At 75.4% G+C, this 16,716-nt stretch carries 20 protein-coding genes; 7 read left to right on the top strand and 13 right to left on the bottom strand.

From position 1 onward, the window contains the following. Positions 1–49: 49 nt before the first annotated feature. The 8 genes from QFZ62_RS14020 to QFZ62_RS13985 all read right to left on the bottom strand — a co-directional run bounded on the left by QFZ62_RS14020 (position 50) and on the right by QFZ62_RS13985 (position 6,153). Complete coding sequence (locus QFZ62_RS14020) at positions 50–481, bottom strand: molybdenum cofactor biosynthesis protein MoaE (RefSeq protein WP_307506878.1); 432 nt, start codon at positions 479–481, stop codon at positions 50–52. Beyond that, positions 478–1,017, bottom strand: coding sequence for a molybdenum cofactor synthesis domain-containing protein (locus tag QFZ62_RS14015; protein WP_307506875.1), 540 nt, complete (start codon positions 1,015–1,017; stop codon positions 478–480). The genes QFZ62_RS14020 and QFZ62_RS14015 overlap by 4 nt, the downstream gene beginning before the upstream one ends. Then, entirely contained in the window at positions 1,014–1,514 is a 501-nt protein-coding gene (moaC, locus tag QFZ62_RS14010; protein ID WP_307506872.1) for a cyclic pyranopterin monophosphate synthase MoaC, read from the bottom strand. Before moaC ends, QFZ62_RS14015 begins: the two co-directional genes overlap by 4 nt. Next, a complete protein-coding gene (glp, locus tag QFZ62_RS14005; protein ID WP_307506869.1) occupies positions 1,507–2,802 on the bottom strand; it encodes a gephyrin-like molybdotransferase Glp in 1,296 nt (431 codons plus the stop codon). The genes moaC and glp overlap by 8 nt, the downstream gene beginning before the upstream one ends. 163 nt (positions 2,803–2,965) lie before the next feature. Continuing rightward, positions 2,966–3,664: a M23 family metallopeptidase gene (locus QFZ62_RS14000; RefSeq protein WP_307506866.1), complete on the bottom strand. Its 699-nt coding sequence runs from the start codon at positions 3,662–3,664 to the stop codon at positions 2,966–2,968. A 330-nt stretch (positions 3,665–3,994) separates the two neighbouring features. Next, a complete protein-coding gene (locus tag QFZ62_RS13995) occupies positions 3,995–4,591 on the bottom strand; it encodes a DUF305 domain-containing protein (RefSeq protein ID WP_307506863.1) in 597 nt (198 codons plus the stop codon). A 103-nt stretch (positions 4,592–4,694) separates the two neighbouring features. Continuing rightward, positions 4,695–5,180, bottom strand: a complete 486-nt coding sequence (locus tag QFZ62_RS13990) for a hypothetical protein (RefSeq protein WP_307506860.1) — start codon at positions 5,178–5,180, stop codon at positions 4,695–4,697. A gap of 220 nt (positions 5,181–5,400) precedes the next feature. Further along, positions 5,401–6,153, bottom strand: a complete 753-nt coding sequence (locus QFZ62_RS13985; RefSeq protein ID WP_307506858.1) for a GDSL-type esterase/lipase family protein — start codon at positions 6,151–6,153, stop codon at positions 5,401–5,403. 232 nt (positions 6,154–6,385) lie between these two features. Between QFZ62_RS13985 and QFZ62_RS13980 the strand changes: the two genes are divergently transcribed. Both QFZ62_RS13980 and QFZ62_RS13975 read left to right on the top strand, forming a co-directional pair. Beyond that, a complete protein-coding gene (locus tag QFZ62_RS13980) occupies positions 6,386–6,610 on the top strand; it encodes a hypothetical protein (protein WP_307506855.1) in 225 nt (74 codons plus the stop codon). Positions 6,611–6,705: 95 nt separating this feature from the next. Continuing rightward, positions 6,706–7,479: an isocitrate lyase/phosphoenolpyruvate mutase family protein gene (locus QFZ62_RS13975; protein ID WP_307506853.1), complete on the top strand. Its 774-nt coding sequence runs from the start codon at positions 6,706–6,708 to the stop codon at positions 7,477–7,479. A 49-nt stretch (positions 7,480–7,528) separates the two neighbouring features. On the opposite strand, the gene QFZ62_RS13970 is transcribed toward QFZ62_RS13975, so the two are convergent. Together QFZ62_RS13970 and QFZ62_RS13965 are read right to left on the bottom strand one after the other, a co-directional pair. After that, complete coding sequence (locus QFZ62_RS13970) at positions 7,529–8,620, bottom strand: arsenic resistance protein (RefSeq protein WP_307506851.1); 1,092 nt, start codon at positions 8,618–8,620, stop codon at positions 7,529–7,531. Further along, positions 8,614–9,738 (bottom strand): NAD(P)/FAD-dependent oxidoreductase, encoded by a 1,125-nt coding sequence (locus tag QFZ62_RS13965; protein ID WP_307506850.1) that lies wholly within the window; start codon positions 9,736–9,738, stop codon positions 8,614–8,616. Before QFZ62_RS13965 ends, QFZ62_RS13970 begins: the two co-directional genes overlap by 7 nt. Positions 9,739–9,874: 136 nt before the next feature. On the opposite strand from QFZ62_RS13965, the gene QFZ62_RS13960 reads away from it, so the two are divergent. The 3 genes from QFZ62_RS13960 (at position 9,875) to QFZ62_RS13950 (ending at position 12,498) form a co-directional block, all read left to right on the top strand. Continuing rightward, positions 9,875–10,828 carry an MTAP family purine nucleoside phosphorylase gene (locus tag QFZ62_RS13960; protein WP_307506848.1) on the top strand — a complete coding sequence of 318 codons (954 nt, stop codon included), beginning with the start codon at positions 9,875–9,877 and terminating at the stop codon, positions 10,826–10,828. Continuing rightward, on the top strand, positions 10,825–11,889 hold the full coding sequence (locus tag QFZ62_RS13955) for an NAD(P)-dependent oxidoreductase (RefSeq protein ID WP_307506846.1): 1,065 nt from the start codon (positions 10,825–10,827) through the stop codon (positions 11,887–11,889). The genes QFZ62_RS13960 and QFZ62_RS13955 overlap by 4 nt, the downstream gene beginning before the upstream one ends. A 159-nt stretch (positions 11,890–12,048) precedes the next feature. After that, on the top strand, positions 12,049–12,498 hold the full coding sequence (locus tag QFZ62_RS13950) for a hypothetical protein (RefSeq protein WP_307506844.1): 450 nt from the start codon (positions 12,049–12,051) through the stop codon (positions 12,496–12,498). A 37-nt stretch (positions 12,499–12,535) separates the two neighbouring features. Here QFZ62_RS13950 and QFZ62_RS13945 read toward each other — a convergent pair whose 3' ends face one another. The 3 genes from QFZ62_RS13945 to QFZ62_RS13935 all read right to left on the bottom strand — a co-directional run bounded on the left by QFZ62_RS13945 (position 12,536) and on the right by QFZ62_RS13935 (position 14,342). Continuing rightward, positions 12,536–13,324 (bottom strand): glucose 1-dehydrogenase, encoded by a 789-nt coding sequence (locus QFZ62_RS13945; protein ID WP_307506839.1) that lies wholly within the window; start codon positions 13,322–13,324, stop codon positions 12,536–12,538. 76 nt (positions 13,325–13,400) lie between these two features. Further along, positions 13,401–13,790 (bottom strand): hypothetical protein, encoded by a 390-nt coding sequence (locus QFZ62_RS13940; protein WP_307506836.1) that lies wholly within the window; start codon positions 13,788–13,790, stop codon positions 13,401–13,403. 102 nt (positions 13,791–13,892) lie between these two features. Further along, positions 13,893–14,342 carry a Dabb family protein gene (locus QFZ62_RS13935; protein WP_307506833.1) on the bottom strand — a complete coding sequence of 150 codons (450 nt, stop codon included), beginning with the start codon at positions 14,340–14,342 and terminating at the stop codon, positions 13,893–13,895. 244 nt (positions 14,343–14,586) lie between these two features. Here QFZ62_RS13935 and QFZ62_RS13930 point away from each other — a divergent pair, with 244 nt between their 5' ends. Next, positions 14,587–15,618, top strand: a complete 1,032-nt coding sequence (locus QFZ62_RS13930; RefSeq protein ID WP_307506830.1) for an iron-siderophore ABC transporter substrate-binding protein — start codon at positions 14,587–14,589, stop codon at positions 15,616–15,618. Then, positions 15,615–16,673: an iron ABC transporter permease gene (locus tag QFZ62_RS13925; RefSeq protein WP_307506827.1), complete on the top strand. Its 1,059-nt coding sequence runs from the start codon at positions 15,615–15,617 to the stop codon at positions 16,671–16,673. The genes QFZ62_RS13930 and QFZ62_RS13925 overlap by 4 nt, the downstream gene beginning before the upstream one ends. Positions 16,674–16,716 lie beyond the last annotated feature (43 nt).

The raw sequence follows: 16,716 nt of genomic DNA, 5'->3' as shown, positions 1-16,716 counted from the left end.
GCTGAGAGGGTAGCAAGCCGGCGCCGGGCGCCCACGCGGGATCGCCGGGTCAGCCCAGCGACGCCACCCATTCGCTCGTGCCGTCGTCGAAGGCCTGCTGCTTCCAGATCGGCACGCGCTGCTTGATCTCGTCCACCAGCAGTCCGCACGCCGCGAACGCGTCGGCGCGGTGCGCGGAGGAGACGGCGCACGTGAGCGCGACGTCGCCGATGCCGAGCCGGCCGATGCGGTGCTCGGCCGCGATCCGCACGTCCGGGTACCGGGCGGACACGTCGAGCGCGACCTGCCGGATCGCCTGCCGGGCGGCCGGATGCGCGGAGTAGTCGAGCCAGAGGACGCCCTTGCCGTCGTCGTGGTCGCGCACGACGCCCTCGAAGGTCACGACGGCGCCGGCGTCGTCGGCGCGCACGGCGTCGGCGCAGTCCTCGACGCGGATCGCGCCGCCGGCGATGCGGGCGAAGAGGACCCGGTCGGCGGTCACGAGGCCGCCTCCGCGTCGTGCGCCGCGGCGGCGGCCGGGTCGGTCGCGGGGTGCACGGAGCCGCGGATCTGCGCGAGCACGTGGTCGAGGATCCCGGCGAGGAGGCCGAGCCCGTCGCGCACGCCGCCGGGCGACCCCGGCAGGTTCATCACGAACGCCCCGCCCGCGACCCCCGCGTGCCCGCGCGTGAGCACGGCGGTGGGCGTGTGTGCCGTGCCGGTGCGGCGGGCCTCCTCCATGATCCCGGGGATCTCGAGGTCGAGCAGCGGCCGGGTCGCCTCGGGCGTGCGGTCGGTGGGGGTGACGCCGGTGCCGCCGGTGGTGAGGATCACGCGCGCATCGCCCGCGACGGCCTCGGCGAGCGCCGCCGCCACCGCGGGTCCGTCGGCGCGCACGTGCGGGCCGTCGACCGCGAAGCCCCGCTCGGCGAGCCAGGCTGCGATGACGGGACCGGTGCGGTCCTCGTACTCCCCCGCCGCGGCGCGCGTGGAGGCGACGATCACGACCGCGCGACCACGCGGATCCGCGGCGGTCATGCCCGCTCCCAGTCGCCGGACTTCCCGCCCTGCTTCTCCCGGACGAGCACGTCGGTGATGACGGCGCGCGCGTCGACGGCCTTGAGCATGTCGTACAGCGTGAGCGCGGCGACCGAGGCCGCGGTGAGCGCCTCCATCTCGACGCCCGTGACGCCCGTGGTGCTCACGGACGCGACCACGGTGACGCGGTCGTCGGCCCCGGTGATGTCGATCTCGATCCGGCCGATCGGCAGCGGGTGGCACAGCGGGATGAGGCTGGAGGTCCGCTTCGCCGCCATGATCCCCGCGATGCGCGCCGTGCCGACGGCCTCGCCCTTGGGGAGGTCGCCGGTGATCACGGCCGCGACGACCTCCGGCCGGGTCACGAGCACGGCCTGGGCGACGGCGCGGCGCTTGGTGACGGCCTTGTCGGTGACGTCGACCATGTGCGCGGACCCGTCCTGCCGCAGGTGGGTGAGGGACGGCGCGGCGTCCGCGGTCGGGGCGGGATCAGTCATCGATGCTCCAGACGGTGACGGGGTCGCCGGCCTCGAGCCGGTCGACGCCCGCGGGGATGTGGACGAGGTGGGTGGCGGTCGCGTACGCGTGCAGGAGGTGGGATCCGGGGCCGCCGACCGCGACCACGCGGCCGTCGGGGTCGACCCTGCCGCGGCGCACCTGGTGCTTGCCGACGGGCGAGTCGAGCGGCGCGGCGAGCGGCAGCTCTCGAGCGGGGCGGTCCGGGTGCGGATGCCCGGCGAGGGCGCGCAGCACGGGGCGGAGGAAGAGCTCGACGGAGACCAGCGCGCTCACGGGGTTGCCCGGGAAGGCGACGACGGGGATCCGCGCGCCGCCGAGCTCCGCCGTGCCGAGGCCCTGCGGCCCGCCGGGCTGCACGGCGACGGAGGCGAACTCGACGCCGCCGCCCTCGAGCACGTCGCGCACGACCTCGTACGCGCCGGCGCTGACGCCGCCCGTGGTGAGGAGGAGGTCGACGCCCGGCGCCGCGTCCCGGAGGGCGTCGCGCACCCGGTCGGGGTCGTCGGAGGCGACCCGCAGCGTGCGGACCTCGGCGCCCACGGCCGTGAGGGAGGCGGCGAGCGCGATCGAGTTGGCGTCGTGGATCTGCCCGGGCGCGAGCTCCTCGCCGGGCCCGCGGAGCTCGAGGCCGGTGGAGAGGAGGAGGACCGTCGGGCGGCGTCGCACCTCGACGCGCGCGATGCCCGCCGACGCGAGCACGCCCAGGTGCGCGGGCAGGAGGCGCGTGCCGGCGGCGACGAGCACGCTGCCGGCGGCGAGGTCGCTGCCCTGCGCGCGGACGGAGGCGCCCGGATCCACGGGCGCGGCGAAGGAGACGACGGCGTCGGCCCGGTCCTCGTCGACGAAGCGGTCGGGCGTCGCGGCCTCGATGGGCACGATCGCGTCGGCGCCGGGTGGGACGGGGGCGCCGGTCATGCACGGAGCGGCGGTGCCCGGCGCGAGGGGCGCGGGCGCGATGCCCGCGGGGATGCGGGGCGCGATCCGCAGGGCGACGGGACGCGCCGTCGACGCGCGGGCGAGGTCGGCCGCGCGCACGGCGTAGCCGTCCATCTGCGAGTTGCGGAAGGGCGGCAGGTCGAGGGAGCTCGTGACGTCGCGAGCCAGGACGCGCTCGGCGTACCGGTGCGGATCCGCCGCGAGCGCGTCCGCGGAGACGGCCAGCTCCTCCGTCCCCCGGTCGGCGAGCGGCGCGAGGAGCGCGGACACGGCCGCGCGGTGCTCGTCGACCGTGCGTCGTCGGCGGTCCGCGGGGCGGTCGGGGCTCATCACCCCATCATCCCCGACGCGGCCGGGTGCTCCGGGGTCGGGCGCGTCCTGCCGGCCGAGGAGCGCGGACGCGGGTGCGTCCTCGCCGAGCGGCTCGGCGACGACGCGAGGAGCGTCGTCCCGCCCGATCCGCCGGCGGAGACGGGCCCGGAGGGACGTGGGCTCATCGGACGTTGGCGCTCAACCACCGGTGGGGATCGACACGCTGGGACCCGTACGCGATCTCGAAGTGCAGGTGCGGGCCGGTGCTGGCACCGGTCGTGCCGACACGGCCGACGGGGTCGCCGGCCGCCACGACCTGGCCCGCACGCAGCGGCACGGATCCGAACTGCATGTGCGCGTACGTGCTGCTGACCCGCGTCCCGCCGATCTCGTGATCGATGACGACGTGCACGCCGAGCCCCGAGTTCGAGCTCACGACCTGGCGGACGACTCCTGCCGCGATGGACTGGATCGCCGCACCGCTCCCGGGGGTGAAGTCGAGGCCCTGGTGGTTGGAGGAGCACCCCGAGCACGGGGAGGCCCGCGGGCCGAAGTGGCTCGAGATCCGCAGGGACGACGGGATGGGCCAGCGCACGTCCATCCCCGCCGGGACGGCGCTCGAGAGTGCGCTGCCGCTCGCGCCGGACGATGCGGTGCCGGACGTCGGGGCGGGAGCCACGGGAGGCGGCGGCGGAGGCGGCGGCAGCGTGACGGAGAAGCCCGCCTCCGCGATCACGGAGTAGGAGGCGCCGTCGACCTGCAGGGTCTGGATCTCACCGGTGTCGGGATCGTGGACGGTGACGGCGCCGCCGGTGATGCCGTCCGGGACGGCGTATGCCGGGAGGCCGTAGGTCACGGCGATCGCGCCGGCGGCGAGCATCGCGCCGACGGCGGTCCTCCACGGGCTGGTGACGGTGCGGCGTCCGCTCGCTGCCGGTGTGGCGTGCGCCTGGATCGTGCGGGCCCGGCGCCGTGCCTCCTGCTGCCAGGTGAGGGGCCGGCCGGTGGCCGGAGCGGGCTCGGGGTGCTCGAACGTCGTGCGTCGGGGGGAGGCGGCGCGAGCCGGTGGAGCGACGCGGGGACGGCGCCTGCTGGGCGTGCGCGTGGGGGGTGTCTCGTCGGGCAATGGGTGCCTTTCCGGGGGCAGGCAGGCATGACGGCATCAGGGTGCAGCCGTCCGCACTGCGGTGGAGCAGAGGAGGAGGGGACGCTAGGAGCCGAGGAGCACGCGCATGCGGGAGATCTCGTCCTCCTGCGTGGCGACGATGCCCTCCGCCATCTCGATGGCGTCCGGGTTCCGACCGTCCTCGATCTCGGCCTGCGCCATCTCGATGGCGCCGGTGTGGTGCTCGATCATCCGGGTCAGGAACAGCCGCTCGGCGTCCGGGCCCTCGGCCATGTCGAGCTCCTGCATGTCGGCGTCGGACATCATGCCGTCCATGCGGTGGTCCATGCCGGGCATCTCCTCGATGCCCCACTGATCAGCCCAGGCGCTCAGCTGCGCGATCTCCGGCACCTGCGCATCTGCGATCTCCGTCGCCAGCGCGGTCACCTCGGGGCGGATGCCGGTCGTGGCCAGGAGCGACTCGCTCATCTCGACGGCCTGCTCGTGGTGCGGGCGCATCATCTGCACGAACGTCTCGTCCGCGTCGCCGACGTCCGTGCTCCCGCTCTCGGCTTCGGCTTCGGCTTCGGCGGACGTGCTGCTCTCGGGTGTCGCTCCGGTGCCGCCGGCAGCGCAGCCGGTGAGCGTCAACGCGGCCGCGAGGGCGATGCCGGCGCGGAGGAGCGGGGTGGTGTCCTTCATGGTCTGTCTCGTCCTGTCCATGCGATCGGGATGGCAGGGCCGGATCCGTGCAGCGCGCAGGGCGCCGCGGATCAGCCCGGGTCTCTGGTCGATGCAGGACGGGTCAGATGCGGAAGACGGACAGGGCGGCAGGCGTCGGCGGGGGCGGCAGCCATGCCGCGTCCGGGGCGACGCGGGGAAGGAGCCGACGACCGAGCGGGTCGTCGACGAGGGGGTCGCGTCGGAGCGCTCGGAGGAGGGCGATGCCGAGCGCGGCGAGGAGCAGGAGGGTGGCGGACGCCACCAGGACCACGCCGCCGACCATCCCGGCGGAGAGGTCGGCCGAGGCGGGAGCCTCGGCGACGAAGGCGGGCTCCACCGCGGCATCCGCACGGCTGTCCGCCACACCGTGACCGGTGCCGTGCGCGTGCAGATCGTCGGCGGAATGCAGATGCGGCGTGCCCGGGGACTCGCCCCAGCCCTGCGCGGTCGGGCTCATCACGACGAGGCCCACGACGATGGCGATCAGGGCGACGAGCTGCACCAGCGACCCGAGGAACGGGGACCCCGCGAGGCGGTCGTGGAGCGTCGGAGTCGACACGGTGATCATGCGAGCTCCTTCCCGTCGCGGCTCGTACCCGCCGCACGTTACCCGATCGTGATGTCGACACCGCACGGGGGTGACGTGTTCACACCCTCGTGGCTGCTGCTCGTCAGGACCCCGGCTCCACCCCCGCGCGACTCGTCGTCGCCCCTCAGCCGGTGGTCGTCGGCGTCGCGCAGCGGGCGTGAGCGTGAGGACGGCCATGGACGTCGGAGGAGGGCGTCGGTCACCACGTCACCACCCCCGCGCCCCGCCGGTGCGGGATCAGGTGCGGGGCGATGGCACGTGCCCACAAGTCGTGCATGGCACGGAAGGAGAACCCGTTCCGCACGTGCATGCGGTCGGAGGCGAGGTCCGGGAAGTGCACGTAGACGATCCCGGCGTCCGGGTCCTGCATCTGCCGCGTCGCGGAGTTCAGCCGCCGCACCTGCGCGCGCAGGAGGGCGCGGGCCACGGGCGGGAGATGCCGGAACCGGTCCATCGGCGGGATGCCGGCCAGGACGATGCGGCACGTTCCTCCCGCCTGCTCCCGTGTGCTGGCGATGACCTCCAGGAGCCGGCTCCTCCAGAGCTCGGGGGACGTCATCATCAGCGCGTCCGGGAGTCCGAGCGCCAGGACCGCGACGTCGACGCGGGCGGCGCGGCCGGCCACGGCTTCCCGTGCGCTCGCGGCGGTCATGTCGGAAGCGGACACGGTCGTCCAGATGCAGCCCCGCGCGGTGGCGGCCGCGAGGCGGGCGGTCGCCTGGGCGGGCATGCCCATCCCGGGGAGGAGGACGCCGTAGCCGGCCACCCCGATGTCCCCGACGAAGAGGACCCGATGCGGATCCGGTCCGAGGACCATGCGCTCCCGGTCGTCGAGGGGGAACGTCGCCGTCGCCATCGTGCGCGAGTAGTGCGCGAGGTGCAGCCGCAGGTACGGCCGCGCGACCTGCATCATCGCCCGGGTGCTCCGGCTCGCGGGGTGAGGGGAGATCATGCCGTGCTCCGCTTCCGATGACGGGAGCCGCTGCGGGTCAGCGGTCGTCGAGTGCGGATCCGGAGCCGGCGAGGGAGCGCGACCGAGGACAGGCGCCACGCACGCGCCGGCCCGGGGTCTGGGAGCTCGCGATCAGCCTAGGGCCGCGGGCCTTCCCGTGCGGAGCCGAGCCGGGATGATCGACGGGGCGATTCCCTTGCCACCGGCGTGCAGCGCGGGGGACCCTGGGCGCATGGACCCGCAGGAACGCCGATCCGCCCTCCTCCGCCGCGTGGCCACCGCAGCAGGGGTCGTCCTCCTCGCCGCGGCGCTGGTGCTCGGCGTCGCCGGCGTGGTCGTCTACACGGGCGGATCCGACCTCGGGCTGCTCCTCCTCGTGGCGGGGCTCGCCCTCCTCACGGCGGGCGCGGGCCTCGTCGTCTCCGCCGTGCGGGCGGGCGCGAGCCGCTCCCGCTAGTCCGGCCGCTCCTCCCCACCGGCCGTCCGCGGATCCGTGTCCGAGTCCCGAACCGGGCCCTGCCGCGCACGGGCGGCCCGCCCTAGGGTCGGGGCATGACCATCGCCGCCCGCGGGCAGAACCTCGTCGACCTCCACACCGCACCCGAGCTCCTCCGGGTGGTGAACGTGTGGGACGCCGTCTCGGCCGCCACCGTCGCCGCCCTCCCCGAGACGCGTGCGCTCGCCACCGCCAGCCACTCCATCGCCGCCACCTTCGGCTACGCGGACGGCGAGAACATCCCGCTCGACCTCCACCTCGACATGATCGGCCGCATCGTCGCGGCCGTCGAGCAGCCCGTCTCGGCCGACCTCGAGTCCGGCTACGGCGACGCGGGCGAGACCGTGCGCCGCGCCATCGGCGTGGGCGTCGTCGGCGCGAACCTGGAGGACGGCATGCGCCCCCTCGCCGACTCCGTCCGCGCGGTCGAGGCGGCCGTCGCCGCCGCGCAGGCCGAGGGCGTGCCGTTCGCGCTCAACGCCCGCACCGACGCCTACGTGCTCGGCGGCGACCGCGACCGCTCCGACGTCCTCGCAGACGCCGTGGAGCGCAGCCGCGCCTATCTGGCCGCAGGCGCGACGTCGATCTTCGTGCCGGGCCCGCTCACGGAGGACGAGGTCCGCACCCTGGTCGACGCCCTCGGCCCGCAGCGCCTCACGGTCATCGGGATCCCCGGCTCCCTCTCCCCCGCCCGCTTCGAGGAGCTCGGCGTCGCCCGCATCTCCTACGGCCCGTGGACCCAGCGCGTGGCGCTCACGGCCCTGCAGGACGCGGCGTCGGAGCTGTACGCGGGCGGCGCGCTGCCCGAGGGGACGCGGCCGCTCAACTGACGCGCGCGGAGCCCGCCGCCGGGTCCGCGCCCGGCGTCCGGCGTCCGCCTCACCGGGCGGACGCGGGCGCCGGCTCGGGTGCGCTCCGCGGCCTCCGTGCGGGACGCCGGCGGGTGAGGAGCCACGTGATGCCCGCGAGGTGCGGGAACTCGATCAGCATGCCGATCACGATCGCCGCCGAGACGAGGGGCTCGTCGGGGAGCGCCACCGTCGTCACGGCCAGCATGAGCGGGGCGTTCCGCGCCGCGGTCGTCATGGCGAGGAGCGCGCGCTGCGGGTGGGCCAGCCCGAGCGCGCGGGAGATGCGGTCGACCAGCAGGTAGCCGACGGCGAAGAAGAGGACCACCGCCCCGATCAGGGCCGCGAACGCCTCCGCGTGCGCGCGGATCGTGCCGACGTTCGCGGCGAAGATCTGCACGATGAGCGCCGCGATGACGAGCGGCACGAGCCGACCTGTCGCGACGCGGACGCGCGCACCGGCCGTGCGCGGGAGCACGTGCCCCACCACGAGCCGGATCGCGAGCGCGAGGGCGGCGGGCAGCACGCACCACCTGAGCAGCGTCTCGGCGACGAGGAGCGGATCCGCCACCGCGGGCGCGTGCACGAGCGCGCTCAGCAGGAACGGGTACGCGAGGAGCTGCGTGACCATGTTGACGGGCAGCAGCACTGCCCCGAGCGCCGTGTCTCCGCCCGCCAGCCGGGTGAACCCGAGGAACCAGTCCGTGCAGGGCGCCGTGAAGTAGATGACGACGCCGGCGAACAGCAGCGGCGCGCCCGACAGGGACAGCGACGCGATCGCCAGGCCGAGCAGGGGCATGAGCACGAAGTTGGCGAGCCACGCCACGCCCACCAGCCGCGCGGTGCCCCGCAGGCGGAGACGCCGGAGGCCGGAGAGGTCGAGCTCGGCGAACAGGACGGTCACGAGCAGCAGCACCGTCGGATCCACGCCGCCGCCGAGCGCCGCGCCCACGTCGGGACTCACGACGCCGATGAGCGAGCCGGCCGCGATCGCGCCGAGGAACAGGACGAGGGGCCGCGCGGGCAGGCGCACGCCCTCCGGTAGACGCCGCCCGTCGTCGCGCCGGTCGTCACGCCCGTCGCGCCCGTCCAGCCCGTCGGGGCGCCCCTCCCCCGTCAGCACGCGCACTCCACGCCGCAGCAGCTGAGGTCGTCGGTCAGCATGCCGGCGGCGCGCCACATCTCGAGCCCGGCGCAGTCCGCGCCCCGCCGCTCGCCGATCACGCGGGCGATGTGCGCGTACCGCTGTCGGAACTTGTAGACGAAGCAGAAGCGCACGGCGCCGTGCCGGACGGCGGGTCCCGAGAGGAACAGGCCCGGGGCGAGGGTCGACTCGTCGTCCTCCGTGAGGAGCGGCCACCCGTCGTCGCGGCGGTCGAAGAGGTCGGCGACGGGCCCGAGCCCGGGACCGAAGCCGGTCGCGAGGACCGGCCGCGAGTCGGACGGGAGCGATGTCGCCCCCGACACCTGCACGCGGTGGCCGTCGCCGTCGGGGCGGATCCCCACGACCCGCGCGTCGCCCACGAGCGCCAGCCGCCCGGTGCCCACGGCCGACGCCAGGCGCTGCACGGAGCGCGGGGCGAGGCGGTACGACGGGTCGGATCCGTCCGCGGGCGCCCACGGGTGCGCCGGGTCCACGACGGTCACCTCCGCCCCGAGCTCCACGTGGTGGCACGCGATGTCGATCCCCGACTCGTAGCCGCCGACGACGACGAGCCGCCCGGTGCGCGGCTCCCACGCCGCGGCGGTGGACGAGTGGTCGGCGAGCTGCCCGCCCGCGAACCGCGCCGGCGCGGGGTCGTGGAACTCGCCGCCCGCCCACACGACGGCGCGCGCGCCGACGGGGCCGCGGGTCGTGTCGACGTGGAAGCCGTCGTCGACGGGCGTCACCGCGGTGACCTCCGTGCCCGTCATGAGCGGGACGGGGAAGTGCCGGGCCACCCCGGCGAGGTACCGCGCGTACTCGGGGCCGGTCGGGTAGTCGACGCCGAGGGAGAACGCGGGCGACGTCGACGGGTGCACGGCGTTGAGGTCCGTCGCGCCGAAGCCGTTGCCCGTGAAGGACGGCGAGAGGAACCGCTGGCGCGCCGGCCAGCGCCGGAAGGTCTCGCCGACGGTGCCGCGCTCGACCACGCCGGAGCGGAGGCCCTCCACGGCGTCGAGGGCGAGCGCCGTGCCGAGGCCGGCGGGGCCGGCGCCGATCACGAGGGCGTCGAGGATCTGCGGGAGCGAGGAGGGCATGGCGCACGGCTTTCCGGTCGGGGTGGATCCGAGCGTAGTCGAGAATGGTTCTCAACAAGCGAGCTGCGCCCGAGCGCGCGCGGCGGATCCCCCGATGCGGACTGGTTGACTGGCACGACCGCCCGAAGGAGCACCCGTGACCGACACCCCCACCCCGGCATCCGCATCCGCCGACCCGCGCGAGCCCGCCTCGGCGCCCGACGCCGCCGCGCCCGACGCCCCCGCTCCCCGCGCCGAGGTCGGCGTCATCGGCGGATCCGGCCTCTACGCCCTGCTCGACCCCGCCACCAGCACGTCGCTCACGGTCGAGACGCCGTTCGGCCCGACCTCGAGCGAGGTCGCCGTCGGCGAGCTGGCCGGGCGCCGGGTCGCGTTCCTCACGCGGCACGGCGCCGACCACTCGGTCGCGCCGCACCTCATCGACTACCGGGCGAACGTCTGGGCGCTCGCGTCGCTCGGCGTCTCCGCCATCGTGTCGTCCTCGGCCGTCGGCGGCGTCTCGCCGGACTACCCGCCGGGATCGCTCGTGCTCACCGACCAGCTGCTCGACCGCACCTGGGGCCGCCCCGACACCTTCTTCGACCAGGGCGTCGTGCAGCACCTGTCCGCCGCCGACCCCTTCGACCCGGAGCTGCACGCGCACGCCGCCGCCGCGCTGGTCGAGCTCGAGGGCGGCGACCGCGCGCATCCCGCCGGCCCCCTCCGCACCTCGGGCACCGTCGTCGTGATCCAGGGCCCGCGCTTCTCGACGCGCGCGGAGTCGCTGTGGTTCCGGCAGGCCGGCGCGCACATCGTCAACATGACGCAGTACCCGGAGGTGGTCCTCGCCTCCGAGCTGAACATCGGCACGGTCAACCTGTCGTTCGTCACCGACGCCGACGCCGGGCTCGCCCCGCTGCCCGGCGAGCAGGGCGACGCGGTCACCGCCGAGCTCGTCTTCGCGCGGCTCGCGGAGGCCCAGCCGCGCATCGTGCGGGCGATCGAGGCGGTCATCCGCGCGATCCCCGCGGGCTACCGGGGGCGCCCGCTCATCGCCCCGGACGCCGTCGCGTCCGTGCTCGCGCGCCCCACGACCGGCGCGCGCTCGTGAGCGACGGGATCCTCCTCGTCACGGGAGGCGCGGGCTTCATCGGCGGGACCGTCGTCACCGCCGCGCTCGAGGAGGGGCGGCGCGTTCGCGTGCTCGACTCCCTGCGGGCCGACGTGCACGGGGGCGCCCCGGAGATGGACCCGCGCGTCGAGCTCGTGCGCGGCGACGTCACCGATCCGGACGCGGTCGCGCGCGCCCTCGACGGCGTCGACGTCGTCTGCCACCAGGCCGCCAAGGTCGGCCTCGGCGTCGACTTCCTCGACGCGCCCGACTACGTCGCCACGAACGACGGCGGCACGGCCGTCCTCCTCGCGGCGATGACCCGCGCGGGCATCGACCGGCTCGTGCTGGCCAGCTCGATGGTCGTCTACGGCGAGGGCGCGTACGAGGGCGCCGACGGGCCGGTGCGGCCGCCCGCCCGCCGGGTCGCCGACCTCGACGCGGGCATCTTCGACCCCGTCGATCCCGCCACGGGCGAGCCGCTCGTCCCCACGCTCATCGGCGAGGACGTGCCGCTGGATCCGCGCAACGTCTACGCCACCACGAAGCTCGCGCAGGAGAACCTCGCGAGCTCCTGGACCCGGGCCACGGGCGGCCGCGCGGTCGCCCTGCGCTACCACAACGTCTACGGGCCGGGCATGCCGCAGAACACGCCGTACGCGGGCGTCGCGTCGCTCTTCCGCTCGGCGCTCGCGCGCGGGGAGGCCCCGCGCGTCTTCGAGGACGGCCGGCAGCGCCGCGACTTCGTGCACGTCCGCGACGTCGCGGGCGCGAACCTCGCCGCGCTCGCCTGGACCGCGACCCGGGAGGCGGGGTCCTTCCGCGCGTTCAACGTCGGCAGCGGCATCGTGCACACCATCGGCGAGATGGCGGAGGCGCTGGCGCGGGAGGCCGGCGGATCCGCGCCCGTCACCACCGGCGAGTACCGGCTCGGCGACGTGCGGCACATCACCGCGTCCTCGGAGCGGCTCCGCACGGAGCTCGGCTGGGAGCCGCGCATGACCTTCGAGGAGGGCATGCGGGAGTTCGCGACGGCGCCGCTGCGGAGCGCGGTGGCCTGACGCGGGTGCGGGTCCGGGCGCGGACGCACGCCGCTGCCCGCTCCGGCCGGCCCGGCCGACCCGGCGGACCACGGCGACCGGTACCCGGGTGCTGGTCCCGCGCCGACCGCGGCACCTCCGGAGGACGAGCCGGCGACCCCGCCCGGCGAGACTGGGGGCATGCCCTCCGCTCGCTCCCTCCGCCCCATCCTGCGCTCCGGCGCCGCGCTCGCGCTCGGCGCCTCGGCCCTCGCCCTCGCGGGCTGCTCGAGCGTCACGGACGACATCGCCGACATCTACGCGATCACCTACGAGGTGACGACCACCGGTCCCGCCGCCGGCGGGCTGACCGACGTGTCCTACGCCGAGGCCTCCCACCGCGGCCGGCCCTCGATCGTGCAGGACGTGGGCGACGCCCCGGTCGCGCCGGGCGACGACTCGGCGAGCTCCGTCTGGTCGGTCGAGTCGGTCGTCACCGCGGAGGACTGGGCCTTCGTGCAGGCGACGCCCGTGGACGGCGAGGTGCTGACCTGCCGGATCCTGGTCGACGGCGTGACCGAGATCGCGGCGTCGACGGCCGCCCCCGGGCAGCCCGTGACGTGCCAGGTCCCGACGGCGCCGTTCGAGTGACCGCGCCCGCCGATCCCGGCCGACGCGGTCGCCGCCGTCAGTACTTCGCGGACTGCCCGCCGTCGATGGGCAGCACGGCCGCGTTCACGTAGGCCGCGTCCGCCGAGAGCAGGAACGCGACGACCGACGCGATCTCCTCGGCCTCGCCGTAGCGCTTCGTCGGGTTGCCCTGGATGAACTGCTCGGCCGCACCGCGCGGGTCCTCGGCGCTGAGCTGCTTCATCGACGCCTCGACCATGGGGGTCCAGATGGCCCCGGGCGCGATCGCGTTGATGCGGATGCCGAACTCGCCGTACTCGACGGCGGAGTTCCGGGTGAGGCCGACGACGCCGTGCTTCGCCGCCGCGTAGCCGGACTGGTTGCCGACGCCGCGGATCCCGCCGACGCTCGCGGTGTTGACGACCATGCCGGAGCCCTGCCGGCGCATGACCGCGAGCACCTTCTCGAGCCCGAGGAACACGCCGCGCAGGTTGATCGCGACGACCCGGTCGAACTCGGCGGCCGTGAAGTCCTCGGTGAGGTTCTGGCGGCCCTCGATGCCGGCGTTATTGAAGAAGCCGTCGATGCGGCCGAAGCGCTCGACCGTCCGGTCGACGTACGCGGCGACGTCGGCCTCCTGGGACACGTCGGCGACGACGGTGAGGACCTCGGCGTCGGGCGAGCCCGCGCGGACGGCCTCGACGGTCGCGGCGAGCCCCTCCTCGGAGATGTCGACGAGGGCGAGCTGCGCGCCCTCGGCGGCGAGGCGGACGGCGGCGGCGCGGCCGAGGCCGGATCCTCCGCCGGTGATGAGGACGACCTGGTCGGTGAAGCGGGTGGTGGTCATGGGGTCTCCTGACGGGTGGGGCGGCAGCCCGCACGTTGTGGGCGGAGCCACCGTCCATGCGATCGCATGGCTATACCTACCGTAGGTCGGGATTCTGGACGCCGACTCCGTGCCCGGCCCGCCGCGCCAGCCCGACGCGCACCGCGACGAACGCCAGCCCCGCGAGCACGATGTGCACGAGCACCAGCGCGATCGCGTCGGGCTCGACGAACGCCAGCACCAGCGCGGACATCAGCACCGCCTGCACGATGACCTCGACGAGGATGCCCGCACCCGTCGCCCGCGTCACGGCATCGGCGACCCCGATCGCGAGCCCCAGTCCGACGCCCAGGACGACCCAGCCGAGGAGAGCGGCGAGGACGGCGCGGATCCACGGCTGCGGACGTCGGACCTGCGCGTCCCCGGCGGGATCGTCGTCGCGGAGCGGGGCGTCGGCGTGCAGCGGATGCGAGGAGGAGGAGGTCACGGTGCTCGTCTCGTCGGGCGGCGGAGGGACGAGCCCATGCTCACCGCCCCCGCTGCCCTCGCGACGCGTTCGGGCGGCGCGGCCCGCATCGGGGGCGCCGGATCAGGCGGCGTGCGCCCCCTCCGTGAAGTCGAACACCAGCACCCCGTGCGGGTCGGACGCGAGCAGCGGTCCCACGAACTCCTTGAAGGCGGCGTGCTGGGCGTCGATGCGGGCGGGGTCGGAGATCAGCGGCTCGCCCAGGTACAGGTTGCGGTCGCCCTCGGAGGAGAAGGTGAGCACGAAGCCGAGCTCGAAGCCGCGGCCGACGCCCTCGGGGCTCGACTGCGGGCCCGCGTGCAGCGAGCGGATGTAGGGACCCGAGCCGTCGGGGTGCGGCGAGTCGGCGAGCGCGCGGAAGCGGCGCGCGACCTCGTCGTGCGATCCGGGCGCCGCGTCGTCGCGGAGCCGGAACAGCACGACGTGGTGCACGAGGCCGGGGACGTGGTCGCGAGCGGTCAGCTGGGCGTCGGTGAGGGCAGGGCTCGTCACGCGGTCGGCATCGGTCGTCATGGTCGGAGTCTGGCCCGGCGCGGGCTCCCCCGCCCGTCCCGGGCTTGACTTCGAAAACCTTCTCGCTGGTAAGGTTAGGCAACCCTTATGGATCGTCCCGGACGATCCGCCTGCCGTGCGAGGGCGGCACGAGCGCCCCCGACAGCACGGCGCGGCCGCCGCTCTGCCTCCGACGCTCGAACCCGCCCCGCGGGTCGATCCGTCGCGCCCGCGGCGACCCGGGCTCCCCCACCGAAAGGCACGCATGTCCCGCACCGCCCGCCTGGCCGCGACCTCCGCCGCCGGGCTCCTCGCCCTCGCCCTCGCCGGCTGCTCCACGCCGCCCGCCACCCCGGGCTCCGGGACCGCCGCCGAGGACGCGTCCGCGTCCATCACGATCGAGCACGCGCTCGGTACGACGACCATCGAGGGGAAGCCCGAGCGCGTCGCGACGGTGAACTGGGCCAACCACGAGGTGCCCCTGGCGCTCGGCGTGGTCCCGGTCGGCATGGCCGCGGCCAACTTCGGCGACGACGACGGCGACGGCGTCCTGCCGTGGGTGGAGGAGGCGCTGACCGAGCTCGGCGCCGAGACGCCCGTCCTGTTCGACGAGACCGACGGCATCGACTTCGAGGCCGTCGCGGACACGCAGCCCGACGTGATCCTCGCCGCCTACTCCGGCCTCACGCAGGAGGACTACGACACGCTCAGCGAGATCGCGCCCGTCGTCGCCTACCCCGAGACCGCCTGGGGCACCCCCTGGCGCGAGATGATCCAGGTCAACAGCCGCGCCATGGGCATGGAGGCGGAGGGCGAGGCCCTCGTCGCCGACCTGGAGGCCGAGATCGACGAGACCGTCGCGGGCTTCGACGCCCTCACCGGCACCTCGGCGATGTTCCTCACGCACGTCGACGCCGCGGACCTCAGCGAGGTCAGCTTCTACACGACCCACGACACCCGCGCGATGTTCTTCGAGGACATCGGCCTCGAGACCCCCGCGAGCATCGCGGACGCCTCCGCCTCGACCGACAAGTACTCCCTCACCACCAGCGCCGAGCAGGCCGACGCCTTCCGCGACGTCGACGTGATCGTCACCTACGGCGACGAGGAGCTCGTGCGCACCCTCGAGGCCGACCCGCTGCTGTCGCAGATCCCCGCCGTCGCGAACGACTCGATCGTGCTGCTGCCCGGCACCAGCCCGCTCGGCACCGCCGCGAACCCGACCCCGCTGTCGATCTCGTGGATCCTCGACGACTACCTGTCCCTGATCGCCGACGCCGCCGACCGGGCGGCGTGACCGCCGGCACCACCGCGGCTCCCGCAGCCGCCGACGCCGCGGGCGTCGTCCTCGGACGACGCCCGCGGCGTCGGCGCGCGGTCTGGCTCCTGGCGACCGCGGTCGTGCTGGCCGCGGTCATGCTCGCCTCCGTGGTGATCGGCTCCCGCGAGGTCGGCTGGTCCGACATCGCGGCGGCGCTCACGGGCTCCGTCGACGGCTTCGGCCCCGCCGCGGTCGCGACGCGCATCCCCCGCACGGTCCTCGCCGTCGCCGTGGGCGCGGCCCTGGGGCTCGCGGGCGCGGTGATGCAGGGCGTCACCCGCAACCCGCTCGCCGACCCGGGGATCCTCGGCGTCAACACGGGCGCCGCCCTCGCGGTCATCACGGGGATCGCCTTCTTCGGGCTGAGCACGCCCACCGGCTTCATCTGGGTCGCGATCGGCGGCGCCGCCGTCACCGCGACCTTCGTCTACGCCGTCGGATCCCTGGGCCGCGACGGCGCGACCCCGCTCAAGCTCGCGCTGGCGGGCGCCGCCACCTCGGCCGCGCTCGCGTCGTTCGTGAGCGCCGTCGTCCTGCCGCGCAACGACATCGCCGGCGGCGTGCGCTCGTGGCAGATCGGCGGCGTGGGCGGCGCGACCTTCGCGAGCATGCAGCAGGTGGTGCCGTTCCTCGTCGTCGGGCTGATCGCGTGCCTGCTCTCCGCCCGCAGCCTCAACTCGCTCGCGCTCGGCGACGAGCTGGCCGCGGGGCTCGGGGAGCGGGTCGCCCTGGCCCGCGGCCTCGCCGCCGCGGGGGCGGTCGTGCTCTGCGGCGCGGCCACGGCGATCGCCGGTCCCATCGGCTTCGTCGGCCTCGTCGTGCCGCACGCCTGCCGCCTGCTCGTGGGCGTCGACCACCGCTGGCTGATGCCCTTCGCGGCCCTCCTCGGCGCCGCGCTCCTCACCGCCGCCGACGTGCTCGGGCGCATCGTCGCGCGGCCCGCGGAGCTCGACGTGGGGATCATCACGGCGCTCATCGGCGCGCCCTTCTTCATCCACATCGTCCGCCGGCAGCGGGTGCGGGCGCTGTGACGGCGACCACGCCCCGGGACGCGACGACGTCCCCCGCCCCGGA

The organism is Clavibacter sp. B3I6 (assembly GCF_030816895.1).
GTDB lineage: Bacteria > Actinomycetota > Actinomycetes > Actinomycetales > Microbacteriaceae > Clavibacter.
The sequence above is the reverse complement of the archived record's forward strand: the minus strand, read 5'-3'. Positions and strand labels throughout refer to the sequence as shown.